This window comes from Tropicibacter naphthalenivorans, from assembly GCF_900176475.1.
Lineage (GTDB): Bacteria > Pseudomonadota > Alphaproteobacteria > Rhodobacterales > Rhodobacteraceae > Tropicibacter > Tropicibacter naphthalenivorans.
In genome coordinates this window covers 731870-758755 of the sequence record NZ_FWXX01000001.1, presented here as the reverse complement: position 1 = coordinate 758755, position 26886 = coordinate 731870, and the positions used below count along the sequence as shown (strand labels likewise).

The 26886-nt window shown below is 65.2% G+C and carries 23 protein-coding genes and 1 tRNA gene; 12 read left to right on the top strand and 12 right to left on the bottom strand.

From position 1 onward, the window contains the following. Nucleotides 1-121: 121 nt before the first annotated feature. Complete coding sequence (locus B9A11_RS03645) at nucleotides 122-967, bottom strand: CobW family GTP-binding protein (RefSeq protein WP_058245724.1); 846 nt, start codon at nucleotides 965-967, stop codon at nucleotides 122-124. Then, nucleotides 964-2583 (bottom strand): amidohydrolase, encoded by a 1620-nt coding sequence (locus B9A11_RS03640; protein WP_058245725.1) that lies wholly within the window; start codon nucleotides 2581-2583, stop codon nucleotides 964-966. The genes B9A11_RS03645 and B9A11_RS03640 overlap by 4 nt, the downstream gene beginning before the upstream one ends. Nucleotides 2584-2685: 102 nt before the next feature. Between B9A11_RS03640 and B9A11_RS03635 the strand changes: the two genes are divergently transcribed. The 7 genes from B9A11_RS03635 to xylB all read left to right on the top strand — a co-directional run bounded on the left by B9A11_RS03635 (nucleotide 2686) and on the right by xylB (nucleotide 10656). Then, nucleotides 2686-3615 carry a LysR substrate-binding domain-containing protein gene (locus B9A11_RS03635; RefSeq protein ID WP_143595783.1) on the top strand — a complete coding sequence of 310 codons (930 nt, stop codon included), beginning with the start codon at nucleotides 2686-2688 and terminating at the stop codon, nucleotides 3613-3615. Between the two features lie 110 nt (nucleotides 3616-3725). Beyond that, nucleotides 3726-5270 (top strand): ABC transporter substrate-binding protein, encoded by a 1545-nt coding sequence (locus B9A11_RS03630; RefSeq protein ID WP_083499717.1) that lies wholly within the window; start codon nucleotides 3726-3728, stop codon nucleotides 5268-5270. Between the two features lie 67 nt (nucleotides 5271-5337). Then, on the top strand, nucleotides 5338-6312 hold the full coding sequence (locus B9A11_RS03625) for an ABC transporter permease (protein WP_058245728.1): 975 nt from the start codon (nucleotides 5338-5340) through the stop codon (nucleotides 6310-6312). Further along, nucleotides 6309-7169 (top strand): ABC transporter permease, encoded by an 861-nt coding sequence (locus B9A11_RS03620; RefSeq protein ID WP_058245729.1) that lies wholly within the window; start codon nucleotides 6309-6311, stop codon nucleotides 7167-7169. Before B9A11_RS03625 ends, B9A11_RS03620 begins: the two co-directional genes overlap by 4 nt. Further along, nucleotides 7166-8131: an ABC transporter ATP-binding protein gene (locus tag B9A11_RS03615; protein ID WP_058245730.1), complete on the top strand. Its 966-nt coding sequence runs from the start codon at nucleotides 7166-7168 to the stop codon at nucleotides 8129-8131. Before B9A11_RS03620 ends, B9A11_RS03615 begins: the two co-directional genes overlap by 4 nt. Beyond that, on the top strand, nucleotides 8128-9093 hold the full coding sequence (locus B9A11_RS03610) for an ABC transporter ATP-binding protein (RefSeq protein WP_058245731.1): 966 nt from the start codon (nucleotides 8128-8130) through the stop codon (nucleotides 9091-9093). The genes B9A11_RS03615 and B9A11_RS03610 overlap by 4 nt, the downstream gene beginning before the upstream one ends. 114 nt (nucleotides 9094-9207) lie before the next feature. Next, entirely contained in the window at nucleotides 9208-10656 is a 1449-nt protein-coding gene (xylB, locus tag B9A11_RS03605; protein ID WP_058245732.1) for a xylulokinase, read from the top strand. Between the two features lie 15 nt (nucleotides 10657-10671). On the opposite strand, the gene B9A11_RS03600 is transcribed toward xylB, so the two are convergent. From B9A11_RS03600 to dapF, 4 genes are read right to left on the bottom strand one after another with little or no spacing between them, the layout of a single operon-like run. Beyond that, nucleotides 10672-11367 carry a CDP-alcohol phosphatidyltransferase family protein gene (locus tag B9A11_RS03600; protein WP_058245733.1) on the bottom strand — a complete coding sequence of 232 codons (696 nt, stop codon included), beginning with the start codon at nucleotides 11365-11367 and terminating at the stop codon, nucleotides 10672-10674. A 46-nt stretch (nucleotides 11368-11413) separates the two neighbouring features. Beyond that, on the bottom strand, nucleotides 11414-12019 hold the full coding sequence (locus B9A11_RS03595) for an FMN-binding negative transcriptional regulator (protein ID WP_058245734.1): 606 nt from the start codon (nucleotides 12017-12019) through the stop codon (nucleotides 11414-11416). Between the two features lie 22 nt (nucleotides 12020-12041). Then, entirely contained in the window at nucleotides 12042-13295 is a 1254-nt protein-coding gene (gene mtaB, locus B9A11_RS03590; RefSeq protein WP_058245735.1) for a tRNA (N(6)-L-threonylcarbamoyladenosine(37)-C(2))-methylthiotransferase MtaB, read from the bottom strand. 4 nt (nucleotides 13296-13299) lie between these two features. Then, a complete protein-coding gene (gene dapF, locus B9A11_RS03585) occupies nucleotides 13300-14130 on the bottom strand; it encodes a diaminopimelate epimerase (protein WP_058246394.1) in 831 nt (276 codons plus the stop codon). A 182-nt stretch (nucleotides 14131-14312) separates the two neighbouring features. On the opposite strand from dapF, the gene B9A11_RS03580 reads away from it, so the two are divergent. Next, a tRNA-Lys gene (locus tag B9A11_RS03580) sits at nucleotides 14313-14388 on the top strand. A 72-nt stretch (nucleotides 14389-14460) separates the two neighbouring features. On the opposite strand, the gene lepB is transcribed toward B9A11_RS03580, so the two are convergent. Then, entirely contained in the window at nucleotides 14461-15105 is a 645-nt protein-coding gene (gene lepB, locus B9A11_RS03575) for a signal peptidase I (protein ID WP_083499718.1), read from the bottom strand. An 82-nt stretch (nucleotides 15106-15187) separates the two neighbouring features. Beyond that, nucleotides 15188-16015, bottom strand: coding sequence for a phosphogluconate dehydrogenase C-terminal domain-containing protein (locus B9A11_RS03570; RefSeq protein WP_058245737.1), 828 nt, complete (start codon nucleotides 16013-16015; stop codon nucleotides 15188-15190). An 85-nt stretch (nucleotides 16016-16100) separates the two neighbouring features. Between B9A11_RS03570 and B9A11_RS03565 the strand changes: the two genes are divergently transcribed. Beyond that, nucleotides 16101-17432, top strand: coding sequence for a four-carbon acid sugar kinase family protein (locus B9A11_RS03565; RefSeq protein ID WP_058245738.1), 1332 nt, complete (start codon nucleotides 16101-16103; stop codon nucleotides 17430-17432). Here B9A11_RS03565 and nanR read toward each other — a convergent pair. Genes nanR through B9A11_RS03550 form a run of 3 tightly spaced genes read right to left on the bottom strand, consistent with a single transcriptional unit; the run spans nucleotide 17429 to nucleotide 20822 of the window. Then, the gene (nanR, locus tag B9A11_RS03560; RefSeq protein WP_058245739.1) at nucleotides 17429-18136 is read right to left on the bottom strand and encodes a transcriptional regulator NanR; all 708 of its coding nucleotides are present in this window, start codon (nucleotides 18134-18136) and stop codon (nucleotides 17429-17431) included. The genes B9A11_RS03565 and nanR overlap by 4 nt on opposite strands. Before the next feature lie 26 nt (nucleotides 18137-18162). Continuing rightward, nucleotides 18163-19818, bottom strand: coding sequence for a hypothetical protein (locus B9A11_RS03555; protein ID WP_058245740.1), 1656 nt, complete (start codon nucleotides 19816-19818; stop codon nucleotides 18163-18165). After that, nucleotides 19815-20822, bottom strand: a complete 1008-nt coding sequence (locus tag B9A11_RS03550; protein ID WP_058245741.1) for a Gfo/Idh/MocA family protein — start codon at nucleotides 20820-20822, stop codon at nucleotides 19815-19817. The genes B9A11_RS03555 and B9A11_RS03550 overlap by 4 nt, the downstream gene beginning before the upstream one ends. Before the next feature lie 68 nt (nucleotides 20823-20890). Here B9A11_RS03550 and oiaX point away from each other — a divergent pair, with 68 nt between their 5' ends. From oiaX to B9A11_RS03535, 3 genes are all read left to right on the top strand, one after another. Further along, entirely contained in the window at nucleotides 20891-22129 is a 1239-nt protein-coding gene (oiaX, locus tag B9A11_RS03545) for a 3-oxo-isoapionate-4-phosphate decarboxylase OiaX (RefSeq protein ID WP_058245742.1), read from the top strand. 76 nt (nucleotides 22130-22205) lie between these two features. Beyond that, the gene (locus tag B9A11_RS03540) at nucleotides 22206-23837 is read left to right on the top strand and encodes a tannase/feruloyl esterase family alpha/beta hydrolase (protein WP_058245743.1); all 1632 of its coding nucleotides are present in this window, start codon (nucleotides 22206-22208) and stop codon (nucleotides 23835-23837) included. A 117-nt stretch (nucleotides 23838-23954) separates the two neighbouring features. Next, nucleotides 23955-25325, top strand: coding sequence for a hypothetical protein (locus B9A11_RS03535; RefSeq protein ID WP_058245744.1), 1371 nt, complete (start codon nucleotides 23955-23957; stop codon nucleotides 25323-25325). Here B9A11_RS03535 and B9A11_RS03530 read toward each other — a convergent pair. Next, nucleotides 25322-26872 (bottom strand): lipid II flippase MurJ, encoded by a 1551-nt coding sequence (locus B9A11_RS03530; protein WP_058245745.1) that lies wholly within the window; start codon nucleotides 26870-26872, stop codon nucleotides 25322-25324. The genes B9A11_RS03535 and B9A11_RS03530 overlap by 4 nt on opposite strands. Between the last annotated feature and the right edge of the window lie 14 nt (nucleotides 26873-26886).

The window sequence follows — 26886 nt, the reverse complement described above, 5'->3', positions numbered from 1 at the left end:
CTTGGTTTGGGCGGACGGCGGGACGGCGCTCTTGCTGCGCAACACGCCCCGCCCACCGTCCCGCATCTCGCGTGACTTTATGTTTGGCAGAGCCTGAGGGGGGCCTCGGGCTTTTGTCGTTTCAGGCGGGCCACCAAGCGGTGAGGGCGGCCTCTGTGAGGGCATCTGCGAGGCCGATGCCGATGAGGTGTGTCTGTGTTGGTGGCGCTGGGCGCAGGTCGATGGTGGGGCCGACGCAGTGGATTTCCCATGTGCCGCCGTCTGGCCGGGGAAGCCAGCCTTTGACGCGAAAGAGACCTTTGGGGCGGTTCGCCAGCAGGGTGCGGAGGGCGTCGGCGGGGAGGGTTGGCCCTTGGACCGCTTGCCAGTTTTTGTAGGCGGGGTGGGGCGCGCTGGGCGTGGGCGTGCCGACCGGGCGCAGCCCCAGCAGCAGCGGCGCGAGGGTTTCCAAGGCTTCGAGGGCCAGCGTCCCCGGCAAAGCCGCCGGCACCTTGGTCGTCAGGCGCAGGTCCGCGACGTCAGTCTGCGCGCGCAGTTGCGGGCCGATCTGCGGGTCTTGGGACAGCGTGCCCCACGTGACACCGTCGATCAGCGTCGCGGTGCCGCCATAGGCGAGGTCCGGCTCTGTCAGGGCGGCCTGCGCGATGCGGGCGGGATCGGCGACGCCCGAGGCTTCGATCAGCAGGTGGTCGGGGCGGGGGGTGCGGTCCAGCACATCGCCGATGGCCATGAACAGGTCCGCGCCCATGGTGCAGCACACGCAGCCATTGGTCAGCTCGATCGTGTCCTTGCTCTGCGCGCGCAAGAGCTGCGCGTCGATGTTGATCGCGCCAAAGTCGTTGACCATCACCATCAGCCGCAGGCCATGATCTTCGGCCAGAAGGCGGTTCAGCAGCGTCGTCTTGCCCGCACCGAGGTAGCCTCCGATCACCGTCAGAGGCAGGCGGTTCGAGGGCAGGCGCGTCATAGCAGGTGCGGCACGCCGCCAAAGACCGTGCCGCGCACGGTGATGTCGCGCAGGTCCGGCGCGCTTAGCGGGCACTGGTCCAGCACCGCGAAATCGGCGCGCTTGCCGGGGGAGAGCGAGCCGATCTCGGCGTCCAGACCCAGCGAAAAGGCGGGGCCAAGGGTGATGGCGTGCAAGGCCTCGACCCGCGTCAGATGCTGCGCGGCGCCCAAGACTTGCCCCGACATGGTGGTCCGCGCCTCGGCGCACCACGCGCTGAACAGCGGCGCCAGCGGCGTGACCGGCGCGTCGGAGTGGATCGCCAGCGGCACACCGGCGTCCAAGGCGCTGCGGCAGGCATCCATCCGCGCGGCGCGCTCGGGGCCGATGGTCAGCGCCGCGTGCTGGTCGCCAAAGAACCACAGGTGGTTGGCGAAAAGGTTGACGCAGACCCCCAGCTCGGCGGCGCGGGCCATCTGCGCCGCGTCCATCATCTGGGCGTGTTGCAAGGTGTGGCGCAGGCCGGGGCGCGGGTGGGCGGCCTTGGCAGCGGCCAGCGCGTCGAGAGTCACCTTGGAGGCCTCGTCGCCGTTGACGTGGATGTGCATGGGCAGCCCGGCGCGCTGCATTTCCAGACAGAGGGCTTGGATCTGCTCAGGCGCGGTGTTCCAGATGCCGTTGGGCTGCCCGCCGATATAGCCGGGCCACAACACGCGGGCCGTCCAGCCTTGGATCGATCCGTCGGTCATGATCTTGATCGCGCCCATGCGCAGCTTGTCGGTCGAGCGCGCGCGCAGGGCCAAACCCCGCTCGGACATGGTTTCCGGCGCGCCGGACGCCCCCAGCGCGGGCACCAGCCGAAGCGGGAAATCCTGTGCGTCGGTCAAGGTGATCATCCGCGCCACATCCGCCTCTTCCATGGTGGAATACAGGTCGGTCGCGGTGGTCACCCCCACCCGCTGGCACACCGCGCCATAGCTGCGCACCGCGTGGTCGGTCAGGCTGAGGTTGCGAAAATCGACGTTCAGCCGCCGCATCACCGGGAACATCGCCGCCATTTCCTGAAGCTCGCCGGTGGGGGTGCCGTCTGGGCCTTTGACCACGCCTTCGGCCTGCGTGTGCGGGCCATAGCCGACCATCTCGAGCGCGACGGAGTTGGCGCACAGCAGGTGCAGGTTCGAGAACATCACCATCACCGGGCGCGTGGTGCTGACCCGATCCAGATGGGCGCGCGACAGCCGCTCTCCCGGCAAAAAGATCGGGTCCAGCCCCCAAGCCACCAAGGGCGCACCGTCGGGCAGCTTGGCCTCTTGGGTCTTGAGGCGGTCGATCACCGCGTCCAGGGACGTCAGTCCGGGCCAGAGCATGCCGTCTGGATCGGTGCGGTCGTGAAACCCGGCATAGACATACTGCCACATGGCCCCGGCCATCATATGCGCGTGCCCTTCGACGAAGCCGGGCATCACCACGCTGTCGGCCAGCCGGTCGTCCTGTGTGACCGCGCCCCAAGCGTCGCCACAGTCTGCCCCGCCCACCGCCAAAATGCGCCCATCGCGCACGGCGATATGGGTGGCCTCGGGGCAGGTGCTGTCCAAAGTGACGATCTTGCGAGCGGAAAAGACGGTGATTTGTGACATATTTGAACGCCTTAAGCTGTGCGCAAATTCAAGACATATCTTGATCATTGAATAAATGTTTTTTACTATGTGTGAAAAGAACATATAATATAGTGAATACCCTTGAATCTCACACTAAAGCAAATGCGATACATCACCACCGTCCTGCAAAAGGGCAGTATCGCCAAAGCTGCCAAGGCTTTGAACATCTCGCAAAGTTCTGTTGTTTCAGCCATTGACCAAGCCGAAGCCGATCTGGGCCAGCCGATGTTCCGACGAATCCCCGCCAAGGGGCTGCTGGCAACAGAGTTTGGCCGCACCGTGGGCGAACGGCTGGAAAAATTTCTGGACGAAGCGCGGGTTTTGGATTCGGACCTACGCGGTCTGACCGGGCGGCCCGGCGGCTTGTTGCGAATCGGCTGTTACGCCCCCGCCGCGCCGCATGTTCTGCCGACGATCCTCAAGGCGCTGCGCGCCGATTATCCCGACATCCGCATCGACCTGCGCGAAGGCGACATGCAACGGATCAACGATATGCTGACCGACGGCGAAGTCGATGTGGCCCTGACCTATCGCCGCCAGACCTCTGACCGTTTGCCCTTTGAGCCGCTGTTTCGCGCACCGCCCTGGGCGCTGCTGCCCTATCCGTCCAAGCTGGCCGAGCAGGACTGCGTCACCCTCGCAGAGCTGGCCGAGCTGCCTATGGTGCTGCTGGATTTGCCCGGCACCAACGCCTATTTCCGCAAGCTGTTCGAGGACAACGGCCTGGATCTGGACATTGCCCACTCCACGAAATCCAGCTTTGTCCTGCGCGGTCTGGTGGCGGCTGACTTTGGCTTTTCGATCCTGAACATCTGCGGCGTGCATGATCGTGACGGGGCGGGGGGCTATATCGCCCGGCCGATCTGCGGCAAGCTGGATTCGCCGCTGTTCGGGGTGGCCTACAGCCTGACGGCGGAACGCTCGGCGCTGGTGCAGTCGGTGCTGTCGACCTGCCGCGATGTGGTCGAAAGCGGGACGTTGCAGCCGCTTGTGACGCAAGATCAGGCGTAGCCTACAAAAATATTCCACCCTGCCTTAGAAAACATGGTTTCTTGAGGCGGGTGTCACGGGTACGCTTTCCCTAACGTGCAAGGTGAGGGGAACGACCAATGAGTTACTTTATGCGTGCAGTAAAAGCGGCTGTGCTTTGCGCAACGGCGTTGACAGCGCCGATAGCCCATGCCGACGGCGGAACGCTGGTGATTGCCTCGACGCAGGTGCCTCGGCATTTGAATGGATCGGTGCAGTCGGGGCTGGCGACGGGCCTGCCGTCGACGCAGATCTTTGCCTCGCCGCTGCGCTACGATGAGACCTGGGAGCCGCAACCCTATCTCGCGGAAAGCTGGGAGACCTCCGAGGATGGCTTGAGCGTGACGCTGAACCTTGTCGAGGGGGCGACCTTTCACGATGGCCAGCCGATCACCTCTGAAGATGTGGCCTTTTCGATCATGAACACGCGGGACCACCACCCGTTCAAGTCGATGTTCGCCCCGGTCGAGACGATCGATACCCCCGACGCGCAAACGGTCGTGATCCACCTCAGCCAGCCGCACCCGGCGTTGCTGCTGGCGCTGTCGCCCGCGCTGGCCCCGGTGCTGCCGAAACATGTGTTCGGCGACGGCCAGGACCCCAAGTCCCACCCGGCGAATTCGGCCCCTGTCGGCTCTGGTCCCTTCATGCTCGACGAATTCACGCCGGGCGAAGCCATCGTCCTGAAAAAGAACCCGAATTTCTTTATGGAAGGCCGCCCCAAGCTGGACGAGATCATCGTCCGCATCATCAAGGACAGCTCGGCCCTGTTGATCGCGATGGAGAATGGCGAGGCTGATATGTACCCCTTCATGGCGGGCAGTCAGGAAATCCGCCGTCTGGAAAAGGTCGACCATCTGGCAATCACGTCAGAGGGCTACGCGGGCATCGGGCCGATCAACTGGCTGGCGTTTAACACCGCCTCGCCCAAGCTGTCGGATGTGCGGGTGCGTCAGGCGATTGCCTACGCGGTGGACCGCGGGTTCATCACCAAGGCGCTGCACCGCGGGGTGTCCAAACCGCAGCGCGGGCCGATCATCGAAAGCTCGCCCTTCTTCGACGAGACGATCCCCGAGTATAAGGTCGATCTGGACAAGGCGCGCGCGCTGATGGCCGAGGCGGGCTTTGCGGACGGGATGGAGCTGACGGTGGATTACATCCCCGGCCCCAAAGAGCAGCAGCAGACCGTGGCGGAATACCTCAAGTCGCAGTTGAAAAAGATCGGGATCGAGGTGACGGTGCGCGCCGCCCCGGATTTTCCCACGTGGGCGGGGCGCGTGGGCGGCCATGACTTTGAGCTGACGATGGATGTTGTGTTCAACTGGGGCGATCCGGTGATCGGGGTGCACAGGACGTACCTGTCGGACAACATCCGCCAAGGCGTGATCTGGTCGAACACACAAAGTTATAGCAACGCGCGGGTGGATGAGCTGCTGAACGCGGCGGCGGTCGAGATGGATGAGGCCAAGCGCGCCGAGCTTTATGCCGAGTTCCAGCAGATCGTGGCGACGGATGTGCCGGTCTACTGGATCAACGCGCTGCCCTATCACACGGCCTATGACAAACGTCTGCAAAACGTGCCAAACGGCATCTGGGGAACGTTGCACCCGATGGATATGGTGTCTTGGGGCGAATGACGGCGCGCGGCCAAAAGTCTTTCAAGACTTTTGCAAATTCCTTGCAAGGAATTTGGGTGCGTGACGCATGACCAGTTTTCTGATCCGAAGGCTGGTCTATGGCGCGCTGTTGATGCTGGGCGTGGTCGTGCTGAATTTCCTGCTCATCCGGATGGCGCCGGGCGATCCCGCGGTGGTGATCGCCGGGGAAATGGGCGGCGCGAGTGAAGAGATGCTCGCAGCCATCCGCCAGGACTATGGCCTGACCGAGCCTTTGATCGTGCAGCTTGGCATTTACCTTGGCAACGTGCTGCGCGGCGATCTGGGGCAGAGCTTTTTCTTTAACCAGTCGGTGGTCAGCCTGATCGCGCAGCGCATCGGGCCGACGATCCTTTTGGTGCTCTCGGCGCAGGTGCTGTCGATCGTGATCGGCACCGCTTTGGGCGTGTTGGCGGCGCGCAAGCCGTCGGGGCTGCTGAGCGGTCTGGTCTCTGTCTTTGCTACCATCGGCTACGCCGTTCCGGTGTTCTGGACCGGGATCATGCTGATCATCCTCTTTGCCAGTGTGCTGCCGGTTTTCCCGGTCGAAGGCATGGCCTCGATCAAGTTGCGCGATGCGCCGTGGATCATCCGCGCCGCCGACATCGCCCATCACCTTGTGCTGCCCGCCTTTACCCTCGCGATCATCTATCTGGCGCAATACGCGCGGCTGTCGCGCGCTTCGATGATGGAGGTGCTGGGCGCCGATTACATCCGCACCGCGCGGGCCAAGGGCACGCCTGAGCGCACCGTGCTGTTCCACCACGCCCTGCGCAATGCCGCGCTGCCGATCCTGACGGTGGCGGGCTTGCAGTTTGGCAACCTGATCTCGGGGGCTTTGCTGGTGGAAACGGTGTTCAACTGGCCGGGGATGGGGCGGCTTGCCTTTGATTCCATCCTGCGGCGCGATTATCCGACCATTATGGGCGTGCTGTTCTTTGCCTCGGCCATGGTGGTTGTCGCCAATATCCTGACGGACCTCAGCTATCGGCTGGCCGACCCACGCCTGCGGGGGGGCGCATGACCCAAGCCGCCCCTGAAACCCCCACGCGCGAGGCGTGGCGCATGTTCCGCCGCAACATCCCGGCGCTCATGGGGCTGGTCATCCTGACCGGGATCGTCGCGGCGGTCCTTTGGGGCGCGCTGGTCTACCAAGGCGATCCGTTCGAGATCGTCTGGGCCCCGCATGAGCCGCCCGGTGTGACGCCAGAGTTCCCCTTGGGCACCGATTACCTTGGCCGCAACATCGTCGCGGGCTTGCTGGCGGGGGGCGGGCCGACCTTGGCCGTGGGGGCTGTGGCGGCGCTGATCACCATGGGGATCGGCATCGCCTTGGGCGCTTTGGCGGGGTATTTCGGCGGCTGGGTCGATACGCTGCTCATGCGGGTCACCGAGTTCTTTCAAGTCCTCCCGGCGCTGCTGTTTGCCATGGTCTTGGTGACGCTGTTTTCGCCCTCGCTCTGGACCATTGCCCTGGCCATTGGCGTCGTCAGCTGGCCGCAGACCGCGCGCCTGACCCGGGCCGAGTTCCTGCGCATCAAGGAGTTGGAGTATGTCACCGCCGCCCGTGCCATCGGCGCGCAGGACGGGCGCATCATGTGGCGGGTGATCCTGCCGAACGCCGCGCCGCCGCTGATCGTCTCGGCGACGCTGACCGTGGGTGTGGCGATCCTGTTCGAGGCGGGCTTGTCCTTTCTGGGCCTCGGCGATCCGAACGTCATGTCCTGGGGGCTGATGATCGGGGCGAACCGCGAATACATCCTCGATGCGTGGTGGCCGGTGACCTTTCCGGGCCTTGCGATTTTCCTGACGGTGCTGTCGGTGAGCCTTGTCGGCGATGGCCTCAACGACGCCTTCAACCCGAAACTGAGGTCGCGATGAGCCTTTTGCAGATCGACCAGTTGCGCGTCACGTTTCAGACGCGGCACGGGGCGGTGACGGCCCTTGATGGGGTGTCCTTGAGCCTGAACGCCGGGGAAACCTTGGCCGTGGTGGGCGAGAGCGGCTGCGGCAAGTCGATCACCGCGCTGTCGGTCATGGGGCTGATCTCCAGCCCGCCGGGGCGGATCGCGGGCGGCGCTGTGCGATTGGCAGGCGAAGACCTGACCCACGCCTCCGAGGCCCGCCTGCGCGCGGTCCGAGGGGCCGAGGTCGCGATGATTTTTCAGGAGCCGATGACCTCGCTCAACCCCGTCCTGACCGTGGGCGATCAGATCGCCGAGGCCATCCTGCTGCACCAAGACATGACCCGCAGCGAGGCGTGGACACAGGCGGTGGCCCTGCTGGACCGCGTCGGCATCCCGTCGGCGGCGGCGCGGGCAAAGGACTATCCGCACCAGCTGTCGGGGGGGATGCGGCAGCGCGTGATGATCGCCATGGCGGTGTCGTGCCGCCCCAAGGTCTTGATCGCCGATGAGCCGACGACCGCCCTCGACGTGACGGTGCAGGCGCAGATCTTTGATCTGCTCAACGAGATGCAGCGCGATTTTGGCGTGGCGATTATGTTGATCACCCACGACATGGGCGCGGTGTCGGAAATGGCCGACCGCGTGGCGGTGATGTACGCAGGCCGCGTGATCGAAAGCGGGGCGGCGGATGACGTGCTGGACGCGGCGCGCCACCCCTATACGCGTGGGCTGATCGGCTGCATCCCGTCGGTGGACCATGGCGGCGCGCTCGCGGAAATCCCCGGCGTGGTGCCGCCGTTGCACTTGCTGGGGGCGGGCTGCGCCTTTGCCGAGCGCTGCGCGCATGTGCGCGAAGGTTGCCGGTTGGCGCGGCCAGAGTTGCAAGGCGGCGCGCATTCCGTCGCCTGCTTCGGCGCGCAGGAGGGCTGGGTATGAGCCTGATGCAGGTGCGCGATCTGCGGGTCGAATTTCCCTTGCCACGGCCCCGGCCCTTTGCCCCCCGACCCGTTCTGCAAGCGGTGCGCGGGGTCAGCTTTGACGTGGCCGAGGGGCGCGCCCTTGGGATCGTGGGCGAAAGCGGTTCGGGCAAGACCACCACCGCCATGGCAGCGATCCGGCTGCAAGAGGCCGCGTCAGGGCAGGTGCTGTTCGAGGGGACCGACCTTTTGGGCTTGGATGCGGCGCAGATGCGGGCGCGGCGGCGCGATATCCAACTGATTTTCCAAGACCCCTATTCCTCGCTCAACCCGCGCGCGCGGGTGGGGGACATCGTGCGAGAGCCGTTGGACCTGCTGGGCGTTGGCTCGGTGTCCGAGCGGGGCGCGCGGGTGCGTGACCTCTTTGCCAAGGTGGGCCTGCGCGAAGACCAAATGGCCTTGTTCCCGCATCAATTCTCTGGCGGGCAACGGCAGCGGATTTCCATCGCACGGGCGCTGGCTCCGGGGCCAAAGCTGCTGGTGTGTGATGAGCCGGTCAGCGCGCTGGACGTGGCGATTCAGGCGCAGATTTTGAACCTGCTGGCGCGGCTCAAGGCCGAGTTGGGCTTGGCCTATCTGTTCATCAGTCATGACTTGGGCGTGGTGCGCCATGTCTGCGACGAGGTGGCGGTGATGTACCTGGGGCAGATCGTCGAACGCGCGCCGGTGGGCGATCTGTTCGCACGGGCGCAGCACCCCTATACGCAGGCGCTGTTGGCGGCGGCCCCGAGCCTTGGGCGGCGGCGGTCGCGTGGGTTCAAGCGCCCCCTTAGCCTGCGCGGCGATCCAGCCAGTCCCAGCGCGCCGCCACCGGGCTGCGCCTTTGCCGCGCGGTGCCCCAAGGCGGCAGCGGTCTGCCGGGACGTGCCGCCCGCTTTGGACGGAGCGGGTCACCAAGTGGCCTGCCATTTCCCGGGCTAGACGCTGTCCGGCGCTCGTCCCTGCGGAACATCGCCCCGCCCACCGTCCCGCCTTGGAGTTTGACACTCGGCCTTAGCGCTGATTAATGATCGCGCTAACAGCGGGAGATTAGCTATGTTTCTGGGACTTGATCTGGGCACGTCGGGGCTGCGCGCCCTTTTGGTGGATATGGCCGGCCTGCCGGTCGCCTCGGAGGCGCACGCCTATGGCGTCAGCCACCCGCACCCCGGTTGGTCCGAGCAGGACCCGGCGCATTGGGTCGCCGCCGTCGACACGGTCATGACCAAGCTCGCCGCCGAGCACGCGGATGCCATGGCGCAGGTGCGCGGCATCGGTGTGTCGGGCCATATGCACGGCGCGACCCTGCTGGACGACAAGGGCGAGGTCCTGCGCCCCTGCATCCTGTGGAACGACACCCGCAGCCACGAAGAGGCGGCCTTGCTCGACGGGATCGACGGGGTGCGCCAACTGTCGGGGAACATCGTTTTCCCCGGCTTTACCGCGCCCAAGCTGATGTGGGTCAAGCGCAACGAACCCGAGGTTTTCGCCAAGATCGCCAAGGTCTTGCTGCCTGCTGCCTACATGAACTTTTTCCTCACCGCCGGGTTCTTTGCCGATATGTCGGACAGCGCCGGGACGTCCTGGCTGGACGTGGGGCAGCGTGCGTGGTCCGACACGCTGCTGGCGGCGGGCGAGATGCAGGCGAGCCAGATGCCGACCCTCGTCGAAGGCTCTGAGGTTGGCGGCACCCTGCGCGGCGAGCTGGCCAAGCGTTGGGGCATGTCCGATAGCGTCGTCGTCGTGGGCGGCGCGGGCGACAACGCGGCGGCGGCCTGCGGTGTGGGGGCGATGCGCGAGGGGGCGGGCTTTGTCAGCCTTGGCACCTCGGGCGTGCTGCTGACCGGGCGGGACGGCTATGCGCCGCTGCCGGAAAGCGCCGTGCACACCTTCTGCCACGCGGTGCCGGGGCAGTGGTACCAGATGGGGGTGATCCTGGCGGCGACGGATTCGCTGAACTGGCTGTCGCGGGTGACGGGGGCCGCGCCCGCCGATCTGTCGCGCGAGCTTGGCGACACGATCACCGGGCCGGAACGCCTGCGGTTCCTGCCCTATCTGTCGGGCGAGCGCACGCCGCACAACGATAGCCGCATCCGGGGCGCGTTCCTGAACATCGACGTGGCGCATGACCGCAAGGCGATGACCCAAGCGGTGATGGAAGGCGTCGCTTTTGCCCTGCGCGACAGTGCCGAGGCTTTGAAGGCGTCTGGCGCGCAGCTCGACAACCTGTTGGCGATTGGTGGCGGCGCGGCCTCGCGGTTCTGGGTGCAGACGATTGCGACGCTGCTGGACCTGCCGCTGGAGCTGCCTCAGGCGGGCGACTTTGGCGCGGCGCTTGGCGCGGCCCGTCTGGCGATGGTCGGCAGCGGTGCGGGCAGTGTCGAGGACATCATGGCGCGCCCGGCTGTGGCGGAAACGATCGAACCGGTGGCGGCCCTGCGCGGTGCCTATGACGACGCCTACGCCGCCTACCGCGAGAGCTATCCTGCGGTGCGCGGGCTGTAACGCGGGGCTTTAAGTTTAGCGGGATCGCGCGGGAATGACCTGCTGCGCGATCCCGGCAAAGATCAAGTAGACCGAGGTCGCGATCAGCCCCCAATGCGCCCAGCTTTCGGGGTGGAACTCGACCCACGCCGCCCAGCCGGCAAAGAACGTCCACGCCAGGGCGATGGGCAGCGACACCGCGCGCCAGCGTTCCGTGCGCACCGGGTGAATGAACTTGAGCGGCAGGAACATCGCCACCGACAGCAGCGCCACCAGCGCGAGGATCACCCAGAAATCGGGGCGGATCGCGAACAGGACCAGCACCAGCATGTTCCAGCATCCCGGAAAGCCGTTGAACGAATTGTCTGCGGTTTTCATGCGGTTATCGGCGAAATACAGCGCGCTGGCAAAGGTGATCACGATGATCGCGACCCAGCCCGTCCAGCCCGGCAACAGCCCGCTCTGGAACAGCGCAAAGGTCGGGATGAACACATAAGTGAGGTAGTCGATGATCAGGTCCAGCAGCACCCCGTCGAACCGGGGCGCGTTGGTTTTGACGTCATATTTGCGCGCCAAGGGGCCGTCGATCCCGTCCACCACAAAGGCGATCACCAGCCACAGGAACATCATCGGCCAGTCGCCGTTGGCGGCCTCGAGCATGGCAAGCATGGCGAACACCGCGCCGGTGGCGGTGAACAGATGGACGAAAAGCGCTTGGGTCTGGATCTTCATCCGCCTGTCTTGGCCGATTTTGACGCGGGGTGCAAATGTTTGGGGCCTACTTGGCGTCGCGCATCATCGGGGCGAGGGCGTCCAGACCCAGACCAAAGCCTTCGCCCACGCGGTCCGCAGCGCGCAGGCGCACGTCGTCGGGCTTGTTCTGGCTCAGCTTGAAAACGCTCTGGACGTCGCCCACATGCAGGCGGAAGGGCAGGATCATGCGCATCATCCGCGCCGCCGCATCGCTGGGCATCTTGTCCATGGTCCACGGGGCTTTGGGGCGCAGACGCTCCTCAAAGAACGCCGACTGGCGATCCAGCATCTCGGGCAGGACGTCGTCGGGCAAGCGTTCGAGCCGCCCGGTCAGGTGCACGGCGCTATAGTTCCACGTGGGCACCTGCGCGTCGACTTCGTACCAGTCGGGTGACAGGTAGCCGTCCGGGCCGTAGACCATCAGCGTCACGGGGCCGGTGGCCGTACAGATCGGGTTGGAGCGCAGCAGGTGCATATCGGCGCTGGCACCATCCTCGGCCAGTAGGAACGGCACATGCGACAGGATCGGCGCGCCCTCGGTCGAGGCGGCCAAGACACCAAAGGCGCGCGCACGGGCAAAGGCCAATGCGTCTTGCGTGTCGGTCTGGCGGAAGATCGGCGTGGGATACATTTTGCGCGCTCCGATAGGGGCCTCAGGCGGTCAGTTGCGTGCCTTTTTGCCCGGTAATCACCGTCTGAATGATCTGCCCCACGGGTTGCGGCGTGGCAAAGCTGACCTCGGCGAATTGCTCGGTCCGGCCCATGTCGGGCGCTTCCATCAGGACGGCGTGGGTGCGCCCCGCCTGCGCGGCCAAGTGGCGCTGAACGGCGGCATCCCCTGCGGCGCGCAGCTGGGCCGCGCGGTCCTTGATGACGTTGCCATCGACCTTGGAGGGGATCTTGGCCGCCGGGGTGCCGGGGCGCGCCGAATAGGGGAACACATGCAGCCACGTCAGTTGACAGTCCTGCACCAAGCGCAAGGAATTCTCGAAATGCGCATCGGTTTCCGTGGGGAAGCCCGCGATGATGTCGGCACCAAAGGTCATCTCTGGGCGCAGCCGCAGCGCCTCTTCGCAGAACCGGATCGCGTCGTCGCGCAGGTGGCGGCGCTTCATCCGTTTGAGGATCAGGTCGTCGCCGTGCTGCAAGGACAGGTGCAGATGCGGCATCAGGCGCGGCTCGGTGGCGATGGCCTGCATGAGGTTCTCGTCGGCCTCAATCGAGTCGATCGACGAAATCCGCAGGCGCGGCACGTCGGTCAGCCGCAGGGTGCGCATCACCAGATCGCCAAGGCGCGGCGCGCCGGGCAGGTCGGCCCCCCAAGAGGTCAAGTCAACGCCGGTCAGGACCACTTCGTTATAGCCCTGCTGCACGAGGCGCTTGATCTGATCGACCACAACGCCCGCAGGGACCGACCGCGAATTCCCCCGGCCATAGGGGATGATGCAGAACGTACAGCGGTGATCGCAGCCGTTCTGGACCTGCACATAGGCGCGGCTCCGCGTGCCAAAGCCGTCGATCAGGTGCCCCGCCGTTTCGGTCACGGACATGATGTCGTTGACCTGCACGGCCTCTGTGTCGCCGATAAAGTTCGGGCCAAGCTGCGCCCACGTGTCCGGCGACATCTTTTCGGTGTTGCCGATGACGTGGTCGACCTCTGCCATCGCCGCGAAACTGTCGGGGTCGATCTGCGCCGCGCAGCCGGTGACGATCACCTTGGCGTCGGGGTTTTCCCGGCGCAGGCGGCGGATTTCCTTGCGGGCCTTGGACACGGCCTCATTCGTGACGGCGCAGGTGTTCACCACAACCGCATTGTCGACGCCGGCTGCTTCGGCGAGCGCCTTCATCGCTTCGGTCTCATACGCGTTGAGACGGCAGCCGAGGGTGGTGAACTTGGGCGGTTTCATGGGCTTAGACCTGCGAGAGCCAGTCGGGCGTCAGCACGCCGGTAAAGACATGCGCGGTGGGGCCGGTCATCCAGACGCCATCCTCGCGCCAGTCCACGTGCAGCGTGCCGCCATCCAGATCAATCCGCACCTTGCGCCCTGTCAGGCCCCGGCGCGCGGCGGCGACAGCAGTGGCGCAAGAAGACGACCCAGAGGCGAGCGTCAGCCCCGCGCCGCGTTCCCACACCCGCATCCGCAGGTGATCGGGCCCAATGAGGCTCGCGACCTGCACATTGGTGCGCTGCGGGTACAGCGGGTGATGCTCGTACCGGGGACCGAATTGCTCCAGCGGGATCGCCTCGGCGTTGTCCACGAAGAACGTGCAATGCGGGTTGCCCATGCCGGTGGCGGTCGGGCCGCCTTCGATGGGCAATTCCAGCGTGTCCATGTCCTCGGCCAGCGGGATTTCATCCCAGCGCAGTTGCGGCGGGCCCATATTCACCGAAGTAAGGCGGTTCCCCATGTCAACAGCCCGCAACACCCCGCGATCCGTGGTCAGGGTCAGCTCTGTCTTGCCGGTCTCATCCATGATGTGCCGCGCAATACAGCGCGTGGCGTTGCCGCACGCCGCCGACCCGGACCCATCCGAATTCAAAAACGTCAGATGCGCGTCGCCGTCCCCCTTGCCGATCAGGGTAAGCTGGTCAAAGCCGACGCCCATGTGCCGATCCGCCAAGGCCATCGCCAGGGCAGGGGTCACGTCGACGTCATGCACACGGGTGTCGATCACGACAAAGTCGTTCCCCAGCCCGTGCATCTTCATAAAGGGCAAACCGGATTCGCGCGTATGTTCCATGCCGCGGATATAAGCCTGCACGCCCCGTCATGAAAGGTCCGTTTACGCGCCTCGCGGCGGCGCAGAAAAAAAGATCGAACTTTTTTGGGTTTTCGGGTTGACCGTTTCGGCCACGACCTTTAGAGACCCGCTCACGCCAGCCGAGACGGACACAACGGACGCCTCGGACGGAACAGAAAAGTGGGCCGTTAGCTCAGTTGGTAGAGCAACTGACTTTTAATCAGTGGGTCGTAGGTTCGAATCCTACACGGCTCACCACTTTCTCAAAAAGGCCTGCCCTCGGGCAGGCCTTTTGCGTTTCTGGCCCCTTTTTCATTTCAGCGCAGGGCCTTAGCGAATCTCGTGCAGGACACCGGTGATCTCGGACAGGGGGACGAATCCGATGCCCCCGGCGGCCTCGGACGTCCGGCTGTCCATGGAATGGTCGCGGTTGTCCCCCAGCACAAAAACATGGCCCTCTGGCACCGTGTAAAGCGGGGTGTTGTCCATCGCCCCGCGCATCAGGTCCAGCACGTCATAGCGCGTGCCTGCCAGCGTTTCGGTGAACTTGGAGATGTCGCAGCTACGCCCCATGGGTGTCGGGCCGGGGCAACGTGGGATGATGCCGGCCGCGCTGGGCTGCATAAGCTGCGCATATGCGCCGCTGGGGGTGCTGGGCACCGGCGTGCCGTCGATCACCAGCGCGCCGTCCACCATCTGCACCGTCTGGCCCGCCGTGGCGATCAGGCGCTTGATATGGGTCTCTTTGGTTTGCGGATGGCGGAACAGGATCACATCGCCGGGGCGCAAGCTGCGCGCGTCCACGTCCATATCCCCGATCATGCAGCTGTCGGCGGGCAGCAGGGGCGCCATGCTGGTGCCGGGGACGACAAAAGCTTCGTACTGCGTAAAGGCGCAGGTCAGGCACAGGCAATCCTGCGCGCGGACGGCAGAGGGCAGGGTGAACACCAATAAGGCGAATAAAGCGCGGATCATGCCCGCAGGCTATCACCACGCCCGCAAAAGAAAAGCCCCGCCGAGGTGGGGCGGGGCGGCACTGGTTACGAACAACATGCGCTTAGGTGATGCGCTTGATCGAGGCCATGATCTCGTCCTCTTGAAAGACGTCCTTCCAGTTGTCCTTCATCAGCGCGGGCACGCCGAATTCGATCGCCTTGTTGCAGGCGTCCGAGAACTGTCCCTCTTGGACGCCAAAGATCACCGCGCCGAGGATGTTCATGTGCCCCAGCAGGAAATCGCGGGCGCATTCCTCGGAGACGCCGGTTTTCACCACCTCGTCCATGGCCTGCTTCATCACCACCAAGAGCGAGGCGCAGACGGTTTCCGACAGGCCCGGCTCCAGATATGCCATCTGCGTGACGGTCACGCGATAGGTCTGGCGGACGGGGGCGTAGATCGCCTTGGCGATGGCGTCGCCCAGCGCGTAATGCTCTTCGGGGCCTTGCATCAGCGCGTTCACCACACCTTGCGGATGGGCCACGCCGCCGAACCGATCAAGCCGCGCGGCCTCGGTTTCTTCGTTGTGGAAGATCATCGGGTGGCAGGGGTGCGTGACGAAATAGGTGATGTCTTCGCGTTCCGGCAGGTGCCCCGCGTGCGGCGCGGCGGCGTCGAGGATCACCACCATGGTGCCGGGGGCGAGCTTGTCGATGATGCCGCTGGCGACCTTGCCGATCAGCGTGTCCGGCACTGCCAGCACGACCACTTCGGCCCCGTCCAGCGCCACGTCCAGATCGACGCAATCGACGCCCACAGCCTCTTTCAGACGGGCGCGCCCGGCCTCGGACACTTCGACATGGCGCACGGAATAGTCGGTCTTGGCGAGGTTCGTCGACAGGCGCACGCCCATTTTGCCGCCAGCGCCCAGCAGGGCCACATTGGTCATAGTCTTCTCCTTGATGCCCGCTTGGGCTTGTGTAACTGGTATGATGAGATAATAAATAACCCAGAGAGTCAATGCGAGGTCACCCATGGCGCCCCTGATCACTTGGTTCGGAGACGATTTCACCGGGTCCGCCGCCGCGATGGAGGTGCTGGCCTTTGCGGGCATCGAAACGGTGCTGTTTTCCGACGTGCCGTCCGAGGCGTTGATGGCGCGGTTTTCGGGCGCGCAGGCGGTGGGGATCGCGTCCACCGCGCGGACCCACGGCCCCGATTGGATGCGCGCGCATTTGCCCGCGCCCTTGGGGTTTCTGCACGGCCTCGGCGCGCCGATCCTGCATTACAAAGTCTGCTCGACCTTTGATTCCTCGCCCACCTCGGGCAGCATCGGCACCGCCATCGAAGTCGGCCTGAAGGTCACCGACGCACAGGCCGCGCCCATGGTGGTCGCCGCGCCGCAGATGCGCCGCTACCAAGCCTTTGGCCATCTCTTCGCGGGCAATTTCGACGGGGTCTTTCGGCTGGACCGCTCAATCATGGCGCGCCATCCGGTGACCCCCATGGACGAGGCCGACCTGCTGCGCCACCTCGCGCATCAGACCGATCTGCCCTCGGCGTTGATCGACCTCGAAGCGCTGTGGAGCGGGCCGCAGGGGGCTTTGGATGCCGCTTTGGCGGGCGGCGCACGCGTCCTGTCCATCGACAGCATGGAGCCGGTGAGCGAGGCCGCCGCAGGCCGTCTGCTGTGGGACAACCGCGACCGGCTGGGCTTTTCCGTTGGCTCGCAGGGGGTGGAATACGCGCTGGTGCGCCACTGGCTGGAGGCCGGTGTGATCGCCCCCGCGCCGATGCCGGGCAGCGCTGGACGCGTGGCTCAGATCGCCGCCGTATCCGGGTCGGTGTCCCCTTCCACCGCGCAGCAGATCGCATGGGCCGAAGCGCACGGCTTCAAGGCCATCCGCTTTGACGCCGCCCGCGCTTTGCAAGGTGAGCGCGCCGCTGAAGAAATCGCCCGCGCGGTTAAAGCCGGTGTAGAGGCCGCCAGCCAAGGGGCCAGCCCGCTGATCTGCTCGGCCACCGGGCCGGATGATCCCGCCGTCGCCGCCGTGCGCGCCGTGGCCACCGACATGAGCGCCGCGAACGAGATGATCGGGCAGGCCTTGGGTGAGATCCTCGACGGTATCCTGACCGCGACGGGCATACGCCGCGCGGTGATCTCTGGCGGTGATACCTCGGGGCATGGGATGCGCGCGCTGGGGCTCAGCGCTTTGCAAGCCATCGCCCCCACGATCCCCGGCGCGGGGCTGAACCGCGCCTATGGGGACGGGGCGCACGACAGTCTGGAGATCGCTTTGAAAGGCGGGCAGATGGGGTCAGAGGACTTTTTTGGCTGGATCAGGGACGGCGGCGGCGCGCGCTAACGCGGCTCGAACGCCTCGGCAGAGCGGTCCAGATGCCCCGCCATGGCCGCCACCGCGCCGTCCGAGTCATGGGCCGCGATCAACTCGATGATGCGCGCGTGCTCGGCCAGCGTTGTGTCCTCATTGCCCGACCAATGCAGCAGCGTGGTGTGATATTCGAACAGCCAACCCAGCATCGCTTGCGACACCGACGCGATGATCGGATTGGCGCTGATCTGCGCGATCCGCGTGTGAAAGCGCATGTCCGCCTCGACAAAGGCATCGGCGTCGCCCAGCATCTCACGCTGCTCGGCCAAGATCGCGCGCAAGGCGTCCACGTCATCGGGCGTGGCGCGTTCTGCCGCCTGCCGCACCATGCCCAGCTCGAACATCCGCCGCGCGTCCTTGAGATGGCCGAGGTTCGCAGGGGCGGCGGTCAGCACCAGACGGGCCAGCTCGTCCGACTGGGTCAGGACGGTGGCCGCGTCGATGGCGTTCACACGGCTGCGTTCACCGTGGTTGATGGTGATCAAGCCGTTGTTGTGCAGCGCTTGCAACGCCTCGCGCACCGCAGGTCGCCCGACGCCAAAGCGTTCCATCAAGACCCGCTCGGACGGCATCGCATCGCCCGGCTGCAACTCACCAGAGGCCAGCATCTCGCGCAGGCGGTCCAGCACTTGGTCCGACAGCTTGCGGCGGGTTATCTTTTCGTCAGTCTTGGTCAACGGCAGGCTCCGGCTTTGCGCGCAACTTATCGCCTTGTGGGGGGTTGCGTCCAGCCATAGGCGGGCAAATCGCCCTGCGGCTGGCCCGTCAGATTGGCGGTGATCTGGGTTTGGCCCACGTGCAAATGGGCAAACCCGCCAGAGATTTCGGCCCGGTGTACCGGCTGCCCCGCCAGCCCCGCAAGCGTGGCAATCGCGGCGGTGATCGGCCAGTCGGCGTGCAGCCCGCGCGGGCCAGACACCGCGGCAGGGGTCCACACCTCGATGCCCGCAGGGGCCAGCGCCGTGGCCAGCCCGATGGCATAGGCCGCGCCAAAGGCGTGGCGGTGGCGCGGGTCGTCCTCGGCCATGGTGATGCGCTGCCCGTCGGGGTTGGGGATCGTCCGCTGGCCATACGGGTTCTGCCGCATGGCAATGGTGCACGGCCCGATCCGATAGCCCTTGTCCCCGATGATCGCCCGCGCAGAGCGGGTGATATGCGGGATGGTTTCCAGCGTTTCCATGACGTGCAGATCGTCCGCCGCATGGAAGATGGGGCACAGCCCGTGGCTGACGAAATGCAGCATATCGACCGGCGGTCGCTTGCGGTTGAGCTCGGGGAAAAAGCTGACCATGCCGCCGCCGTTCTGCGCAAACAGCCGCGCCGCAACTGCGTGAATATCGGTTAACGGCGGGCAGTCGGGCCAGTCTGATCCCGGCGGCGTCGACTGCCTGTCCACCGAGGGGCAGACAAGCGTGCTTGCGGGGGTAAAGCCTTGGGCCGTCATAAGGTTTGCAACCTCTTGCAGCTCTGCCTCGGGCGGGGCGTCAAAGGCGCAGACCAGCTCAAGATCGTAAACGACGTCCGGCACCGCGCGCTGAAGCGCGGCAAAATGGGCGATCTGCGTGGCCGTGTCGCCGCCGGTATCCACGTGGCACAAAAGGCGCTGCACCGGCGCAGGCAGGGCGGTCAGACCCTCTGCCTCGGCGGCGGTCACAACCAGCGCCGTGTCCGGGAAAACGCAGGCCGGGACGGCAGGCACGGCGGCCCTAGGCGCGGCCTGCGCCAGCGGTTCAAACCGCAGGCGCACCGCCTGTTGCAGCGGCGCGTCGCGCAAGACATAGGGCCACGGCAAAGCCAGCGGGCGGTTGTACGTCTTAAAGGACGCATCGCCCCATTGCCGCTGATCCTCCATCTCGAACGTATCGCCGGAAAAGGTGCAGGTGGCTGCGATGCGCCCATCCTCGTGGCGCAATTCGGTGATGTCCATCATCGGCTGCCACGGGTCGATCAACGTGGGAAAGGTGGTCTCTTTGGCGCTGTCATCCGAGTGCACCACCCGCGCCGCGCAGCCCGCCGCGTGGGCCGGGTGCAAGACGGTAAAGCCTGTCCGGTTGGTTTCGAACGCGCCGTGCGGCTGGCCGTGCGCGGTCAGGGTCAGCCCGCTTGGATCGGCTTTGATCCGCAGGTCCACCTCTAGCCGGGCGTCGCCGTTCACAAAGCTTAACGCATAGCCCAATTCTATCGTGTCACCGACGTTGCGATGAACCTCGCGCAGCTGTGGCACCAGCGTGCCCCAATCGCGGTCGCGCGACAGAAAGCTGACCGCGCGGATCAGTTCAACCTCGCCGAAACGGATGTGCCGCAACGCCCCGGCGTCGACCGTAAAGGACAGCGGGCCGCAGGTCAGGTGCTCTGTCATATCTCGGCCATCGCGACGGTGCGCGCCTCGGTCGCCGACAGATACGCCGCCTCGACCAGACCAAAGGTCTGCAAGTTATCGCGCCCCGAGGTTTCCGGCTCGCGCCCCGCACGCAGGCAATCGACAAAGTGCTGCTGGATCAGCAAAACGCTTTCCTGAATGTTGTGCCAAGGCCGCTCGGCCCAGTCCAGAACCGGCGGGCTGACGTCGCGCGCGGTGCCGTTCACCGTCAGGCGATACCCCGCGTCCAGCCGCAACGTCCCCTCGGTCCCGTCGATTTCCAGCAGGCTTTCGGGAAAGGTCTCGGGGCTGCGCTGCGTGGCATAGGAACAGTCGACCACCGACGTCACACCGCCCTGATGTGCCAGCAGCATGGTCGCCACGTCCTCGCCGTTGATGCTTGGATTGATGCGGCGGGTGGTGGCGGTGATGCGATCGACATCCCCGAACAAAGCGCGCGCAATATCAAGCACATGGATGCCGAGATCCTCGATGATAAAGCGCTTGCCCTCGGCCAGATAGGGCTGGCCCGCGAACACGTCATAGCCCGACCGAAAGGACACCCGGCCAAAGAACGGCGTGCCAATTGCCCCCGAGCGCAGCGCGTCGATGGCCGCGCGAATGGCGCTTTGCCAACGGAAATTCTCATGGATCATCAGGGTCTTGCCCGTGGCCTCGACCGCTTGCACCATGGCGCGGGCGTCGGCCATGTTCAGGGCAAAGGGCTTTTGGCAGATCACATGCACCCCGGCGCGCGCCGCCATCTCGACCAGCGGGCGGTGGCTGTGGACGGTGGTGGCGATGTCGACCACGTCAAAGCCGCCCTCGGCGAACATCGCTGCCGCGTCGGTGTAGGTCCGCGTCACGCCGAAATCGCGCGCGGCGTCGGTCAGGCGGGCGCTGTCCATGTCGCACAAAGCGACCAACTCGACCCCGTCGATCTGCGCCCAGGCGTGCATCTGGTTCCGGGCGAAAAAGCCGCAGCCGATCAGGGCGATTTTCATGAGGGCTCCTCTGCGTTGCCAAGTGGTATAATGAGTATTACAGTCCACAGTGATCCTTCGGAGGCCCCATGTCCAGCAGCAAAATCCGCGTCACCTATCGTCTTGAAACCCATGGCGATATCCCGGCTTTGGCGGCCAAGATCGCTTCGGATCAGTCCACCGGCACCTTCACCGAGCTGCCGAACGAGACCGAAGAAGTCCGCGCCCGCTGCGCCGCCGTGGTTGACAATATCACGATGCTCGAACCCGCCGAGGTGCCGTCGATCCCCGGCACAAACGGCCCCGTCAGCCGCGCCGATGTGGTTATTTCCTACCCGCTCGAGGCGGTCGGCACCGACATCGCGGCGCTGCAAACCATCTGTATCGGCGGGGTCTACGCGGTGCGCGGGCTGTCCGGCGTGCGGGTGATGGACATCGACCTGCCGCCCGAGTGGGCTTGCCATCCCGGACCGCAGTTCGGCGTCCAGGGCTCGCGCGATTTGATGGGGGTGGGCAGCGGCGTCATGATTGCCTCGATCATCAAGCCGTCTCTGGGCCTTTTGCCCGATGAAACCGCCGAGGTTGTCCGGCAATTGTGCGCGGCCGGGGTCGATTTCATTAAGGATGATGAAAAGCTCATGTCGCCCGGCTATTCCCCGCTGGAGGCGCGCGTAAAGGCCATCATGCCGGTGATCGACGCCCACCAGCAGAGGACCGGCAAGCGGGTGATGTACGCCTTTGGCATCTCCTCCGCCGACCCCGACCAGATGATGCGCAACCACGATCTCGTGGCCGAGGCGGGCGGCACCGCGGCGGTCGTCAACATCAACTCGATCGGCTACGGCGGGATGAGTTTCCTGCGCAAACGGTCGCGCCTGTGCCTGCACGCGCACCGCAACGGCTGGGACATCCTGACCCGCCATCCGGGCCTTGGGATGGAGTTCCGCGCCTACCAGAAAATCTGGCGCCTTCTGGGGGTGGATCAGTTTCAAATCAACGGGATACGCGCCAAGTATTGGGAAAGCGACGCCAGCTTTGTGCGGTCCTTCCACGACGTTGCGCAGCCGATCTTTGACCGCTCGGATTGCCCCTTGCCGGTGGTCTGTTCGGGGCAATGGGGCGGGCAGGCCTATGACACGTACCAAGCCGTTCGCAGTACCGACCTGATGTATCTGGCGGGGGGCGGCGTGCATGGTCACCCCGCTGGAATGGCCGCAGGCGTGCGCGCCAACCGTCAGGCGTGGGAGGCCGCCGCGCAAGAGATCCCGCTGGAGGTTTACGCCAAGGACCACCCCGAACTGGCCGCCGCTTTGGCAAAATGGGGCTAGGGCCGTCTGCGTCCTTGTGAAGCGCGCCGAATAAAGGAAAGCTAACAAAAGGTAAGAGAGTAGGAGGAGCGATCTTATGTCACGAACTTTCCTGTGCAGCTCGGCGCTTGCGCTGCTGGCCGCGCCCGTCTGGGCCGAATGTACCACCGATCTGCCGGTCCCCGAGGGGGTCACCCTGACCGCCGCCGAGGCGCTGCCGCAGGGCGAGGACAGCCCGCTGGCCCATTGCCGCATCACGGGCCAGATGAACGCCCGCGAAGGCGTGGACGGCATGGCCTACGCGCTGGGGTTCGAGCTGCGCTTGCCGGACGAGTGGAACGGGCGCTTTGTGCATCAATTCAACGGCGGCAACGACGGCGAGGTCAAACCGGCCTTTGGGCCTTTGCTTTCGGGCAACAAAGAGGACACGGCGCTGGCGCGTGGCTATGCGGTGGTCAGCTCCAACGCTGGGCATGATGGTAGCCTTTTCAAGGACTTCGGCCTGTCGGGCGGGGCGCGCTTCGGCTTTGACCCGGCGGCGCGGGCGGCCTACGGCTATACCGCCGTGCGCGATCTGAACCCCGTCGCCAGCGCCCTGACCGAAGAGTTTTATGGCCGCGAAATCGCCTATTCCTACGGCATTGGCGGCTCGAACGGGGGGCGTCACGCCATGGTCGCCGCCGCGCGGATGCCCGGCGCCTTTGATGGCCTGCTGGTTGGCTATCCCGGCTTCAATCTGCCGCGCGCGGCCTTGCAACACGCGCTGGACGTGCAGGCGTTTCACAGTGTCTCCGGCGATCTGAAAACCGCGTTTTCGCGTGAGGATTTAACCCTTTTCGCGGATAAGATCCTGGCCGCCTGTGACGGGCTGGACGGGCTCAGCGATGGTTTGGTCGGCGACATGACCGCCTGCCTTGCGACCTTCGATTCCCATGGTGCAATGTGCGCCGAGCAAAGCAGCGGCTGTCTGTCCGAGGCGCAAGTCACTGCTTTGGATCGGATTTTTGCCGGTCCGATGGATGATAGCGGCGCGCCGCTCTACAGCGATTGGGCGTGGGATCCGGGCATTGCCTCTGGGAACTGGCGGTTTTGGAAGCTTGAAAGCCCGATCCCGCCGTGGGGTAACAAGCCGATTATCGCGGTGATGGGGGCGGCCTCGCTCGCGCAAATCTTTACCACGCCGCCGACCCAAGTGGGCGGTAGCCCCGATGAGCTGGAACAGTTCCTGCTGGACTTTGACATCGCCAAAGAGTCGCGCCAGATTTTCGCCACCTCCGAGGGGTTCGACGAAAGCGCGATGGCCTTTATGACCCCGCCGAACGTGGACAACCCCAAGCTGGCCGAGTTCCAAGCTGCGGGCGGTAAGATGCTGATCTTGCACGGAAATGCCGACCCTGTCTTTTCCGTTCTGGACACCGCTGCATGGTATGACAAGCTTGATCAGAACAATGGTGACGATGCCGAAGGCTTTGCCATGTTCTACCCGGTGCCCGGAATGCCGCATGGCGCGGGCGGGCCGTCGACCGACGGGTTTGACGTGCTGACGCCTTTGGTGAACTGGGTCGAAAACGGCCAGGCGCCTGGCGCAATCCCGGCCCATGTGACCGCAGGCAACGCCGAAGGGCAGGCGGCCTTGGGCGACATCTCGCGCCCGCTTTGCCCCTACCCAACCGTTGCCCGCTACAAGGGCGGGGACGAAGCGAGCGCCGACAGTTTCGCCTGCGAATAAGGGCGCATCGCAAAGGCCTGCGCCCGATGTAGGCCTTTGCACACACTAAGTACACTCAAAAAGTACGCATGGAATACGTGCACTAACTGCATACTTTAAGCATATAGAAAGTCGACAATGCCTCAGCGCCTGCCCGTTCTGGCGATCTGCCTCCTCGCAGTCGCGCTGCTGGAAATCGCGGCGCGCGCATCGGGGATAAGGGTGGTGCAGCACGCCGCTTGGCTGGGTGTGATCGGGGTGATCCTGTCCTCTTGGACGCGGCTAACCCTCCGGGAACATTACCTAATTGCGCTAAGTATCATCCTGACGATCATGACCTTTTGGCGCAGTGATACGCCGCGGGCCGACCTTGCCGGGGCGCTTGATTCCGCCAGCTTTTTGATGGCTTTTATCCTGTTGCTGGGGGCGCTGAACGCGGCGGCCTCGACCTCTCCGTCGATGGCGGTCCTTGGCGAATACCTGACGAAACAGCCCCCCGGTCGTCGTTACTATGTGCTGAATATCGGGACCGGCGCGCTGGGGCCGTTGTTCAATATCGGCATCGTCAGCCTGCTGGTCCCCCTCATCCAAAAAGGCATCGCCCGCGCGGGGGACGACCCGCTCAACCCGATCCGCGAGCGGCGGCAGATCTCGGCCATGCTACGCGGCTTTGCGTGGAGCGTCACGTGGTCGCCCACCGCCATTGCGCCCCTTGCGGTGGCCGCCGTGATGCCGGGGATCGACCGCACGATGTGGATCGTTTACGGCCTGATGGTCATGGTGCCGATCCTGATCCTTGGCGCCGCCGAAGATCGCCTGCGTTGGCGCGCCTATCGGCCTAGCGGCCAGCGCCCGGTGATGGCCTTTCCGCGTTCCGCCGCCCGCAATTTTGCCGCCACGTGCTTTAGCTTTTTCGCGCTCGTCGGCGGGATCGTCTGGGCGACGGGCGAAAGCGTCGTTCTGGGGCTGTTGCTGTCCTGTCCGATCATGGTGGTCGCGTGGATGTGGGCACAAAGCGGGACCGGCACCGGCGCGCGCCTGCGTCAAACCGTGCTGAACGATCTGCCCAAGTCGTCCAACGTGGCGATTACCCTTGCGTGTTCGGGGTTTATCGGGCGCGCGGCGGCGGGGCAGGTGCCTGCCCCGGCCTTGGCCGAGGCCTTGAACCTGGCCGCGATGCCCGACTGGCTGCTGCTGTCCGTGCTGCCGCCCGCCTTGGCGATCTTTAGCCTGCTGGCGCTGTCGCCGACCATGATGGCGGTGTTCTTTGGCTCACTGTTCGCGGCGCTGCCGCAGATGCCGGCGGACCCGACCTTGATCGCCTATGCCATCTCTTGCGGCTGGGCCTTGTCGATGACCTTTTCGCCCTTTGCCACGGTGGTTCTGGTGGTGGATCGGGCCTCTGGCATTCCCGGCACGCGCCTGACCTTTGGGTGGAATCTGGTGTTTACCCTGCTGTGCGCGGTGGTCCTGTTCCCGGTGTTCTACCTGCTGACCGGGGGCCTTTAGCGGCGCAATTTGCGGCGGATTGCGCCCACGACCCAGCTGGCTTCGGGCAGGCCAAGCCGCGCGGCCAACACGCCATAGGGGCCAAGCGCCGCAACCGTGCAAATCACCAGCCCCGCCGCCGCGCCCCAGCCCTGTTCGGGGAACAGGCGCATTCCGGCCGCCGCGCCCATCGCGGCTATGATGCCCAGGGCGGTGACCAAGGTGATCTGCCCCAAGTCCTTGCGCGCAAAGTGAAATCCGCCTTGCGTGCGCAGCCAGACGACGCCAAAGACCAGCTTGACCAGCGTCCCTGCGATGGCCGAATAGACCACGGCGAGCAAGCCAATCGTGGGCAAAAGTGCCAGCACCAGCGCCAGCCGCACGGCGAGGCTAAGCACCGTCGAGAGCACCGCGTAGCGCGCATGGGGCGCGTCGAAGTCCGCCAAGACGGCGTTTTCCATGACCGCGACCGGGCTGCGCAAAACCGTGGCGATGGCGACCCATGCGATGACTTGCGCGGTCAGGGCGCGGGCCTGCGGCGAGAAGGCGTCGAAATCCAGCAAGACCGCCACCAGTGGCTCTGCCAAGGTGAACAAGAAAAAGCCCAGCGGTGCGAGAAAGAACAACCCCGACCGGATCGCCGTGGTGATTTCGCGGGCAAAGGCGTCTTTGTCCCCGGCGGCGGCGTGCTCTGCAAAGTTGGTATAATAGACCGACAAGAGCGAGCGGTTCAGCTCGGACGCGCCGACGTTCGAAATCCGCTGGCCAATGGTTAAGATCGCCAGCGCGCCCACCCCGGCGAGCGAGGCGAAATAGGTGTCCATGAGGACTTCGATCAGGGTGCACAGGGCAAAGATGATGATCGCCGCGCCATGCCCCGCGGACAGGCTGCGCTGTGGGGTGCTGGCCGTGGGGGCGCTGCTGGCCTGTGTTAGGGCGCGATCGGTCAGGCGTAAAAACATCAACATCATCAGGACGTTGCCAACCACAAAGGCGATCACCGCCCAGGTCAGATCCACGCCAAAGGGCAAAAGCAAAAGCGCCACCACCAGCATCGCCCGAGGCAACAGGCGCGCCAGCGCAGGCCGCGAGAAATGGCGCAGCGCCAGCAGGGTGGCGCTTTTGATCGAGGTTAACACCGTGATCGGAATGGTGATTAACAGGATGGCGAAATAGGCAATCGCGGGCCCGCGCGATTCCGCCGCGAGGCCGGGGGCCAGCGCATCGACGACGTGGCCGCCGCCCAAAATCAGCGCGATGCAGAGCGCCGTGCAGATCGCAAAGCTCCAGAGTTCGAACCGGCGGGACAGGCCGCGCAGGCTTTGCCCGCCGTCGCGCTGCGCCTTGGCGACGAGGCTGGGCACCATGAGGGTTTCGATGAGCACTTCGGCGATGGATTGGAACGACCCAATGGTGCGCCGCGCAAAGAAATAGGCATCGACCAGTGCCGACGCCCCCAGAAACGCCGCAAGGATAAACGCCGAGGCGATTCCCAAAATCATGCCGATTCCCCGCAAAGCGAGCACCCGCAGCACGTCGATCAGGGAGTTTCGGTCACGCTTTGCCATACAATCGCCCAAGT

What these genes read in the sequence shown, in the direction of transcription:
- B9A11_RS03620 (WP_058245729.1), top strand. Translation starts at nt 6,309, where the DNA reads ATGACCCAAGCCGCCCCTGAAACCCCCACGCGCGAGGCGTGGCGCATG.
- B9A11_RS03565 (WP_058245738.1), top strand. Translation starts at nt 16,101, where the DNA reads ATGGCGCCCCTGATCACTTGGTTCGGAGACGATTTCACCGGGTCCGCC.
- B9A11_RS03570 (WP_058245737.1), bottom strand. Translation starts at nt 16,015, where the DNA reads ATGACCAATGTGGCCCTGCTGGGCGCTGGCGGCAAAATGGGCGTGCGC.
- B9A11_RS03630 (WP_083499717.1), top strand. Translation starts at nt 3,726, where the DNA reads ATGCGTGCAGTAAAAGCGGCTGTGCTTTGCGCAACGGCGTTGACAGCG.
- B9A11_RS03595 (WP_058245734.1), bottom strand. Translation starts at nt 12,019, where the DNA reads ATGTATCCCACGCCGATCTTCCGCCAGACCGACACGCAAGACGCATTG.
- B9A11_RS03645 (WP_058245724.1), bottom strand. Translation starts at nt 967, where the DNA reads ATGACGCGCCTGCCCTCGAACCGCCTGCCTCTGACGGTGATCGGAGGC.
- B9A11_RS03530 (WP_058245745.1), bottom strand. Translation starts at nt 26,872, where the DNA reads ATGGCAAAGCGTGACCGAAACTCCCTGATCGACGTGCTGCGGGTGCTC.
- lepB (WP_083499718.1), bottom strand. Translation starts at nt 15,105, where the DNA reads ATGATCCGCGCTTTATTCGCCTTATTGGTGTTCACCCTGCCCTCTGCC.
- B9A11_RS03610 (WP_058245731.1), top strand. Translation starts at nt 8,128, where the DNA reads ATGAGCCTGATGCAGGTGCGCGATCTGCGGGTCGAATTTCCCTTGCCA.
- B9A11_RS03640 (WP_058245725.1), bottom strand. Translation starts at nt 2,583, where the DNA reads ATGTCACAAATCACCGTCTTTTCCGCTCGCAAGATCGTCACTTTGGAC.
- B9A11_RS03540 (WP_058245743.1), top strand. Translation starts at nt 22,206, where the DNA reads ATGTCACGAACTTTCCTGTGCAGCTCGGCGCTTGCGCTGCTGGCCGCG.
- mtaB (WP_058245735.1), bottom strand. Translation starts at nt 13,295, where the DNA reads ATGAAACCGCCCAAGTTCACCACCCTCGGCTGCCGTCTCAACGCGTAT.
- B9A11_RS03550 (WP_058245741.1), bottom strand. Translation starts at nt 20,822, where the DNA reads ATGAAAATCGCCCTGATCGGCTGCGGCTTTTTCGCCCGGAACCAGATG.
- B9A11_RS03625 (WP_058245728.1), top strand. Translation starts at nt 5,338, where the DNA reads ATGACCAGTTTTCTGATCCGAAGGCTGGTCTATGGCGCGCTGTTGATG.
- xylB (WP_058245732.1), top strand. Translation starts at nt 9,208, where the DNA reads ATGTTTCTGGGACTTGATCTGGGCACGTCGGGGCTGCGCGCCCTTTTG.
- B9A11_RS03555 (WP_058245740.1), bottom strand. Translation starts at nt 19,818, where the DNA reads ATGACAGAGCACCTGACCTGCGGCCCGCTGTCCTTTACGGTCGACGCC.
- B9A11_RS03600 (WP_058245733.1), bottom strand. Translation starts at nt 11,367, where the DNA reads ATGAAGATCCAGACCCAAGCGCTTTTCGTCCATCTGTTCACCGCCACC.
- B9A11_RS03615 (WP_058245730.1), top strand. Translation starts at nt 7,166, where the DNA reads ATGAGCCTTTTGCAGATCGACCAGTTGCGCGTCACGTTTCAGACGCGG.
- oiaX (WP_058245742.1), top strand. Translation starts at nt 20,891, where the DNA reads ATGTCCAGCAGCAAAATCCGCGTCACCTATCGTCTTGAAACCCATGGC.
- B9A11_RS03535 (WP_058245744.1), top strand. Translation starts at nt 23,955, where the DNA reads ATGCCTCAGCGCCTGCCCGTTCTGGCGATCTGCCTCCTCGCAGTCGCG.
- dapF (WP_058246394.1), bottom strand. Translation starts at nt 14,130, where the DNA reads ATGGAACATACGCGCGAATCCGGTTTGCCCTTTATGAAGATGCACGGG.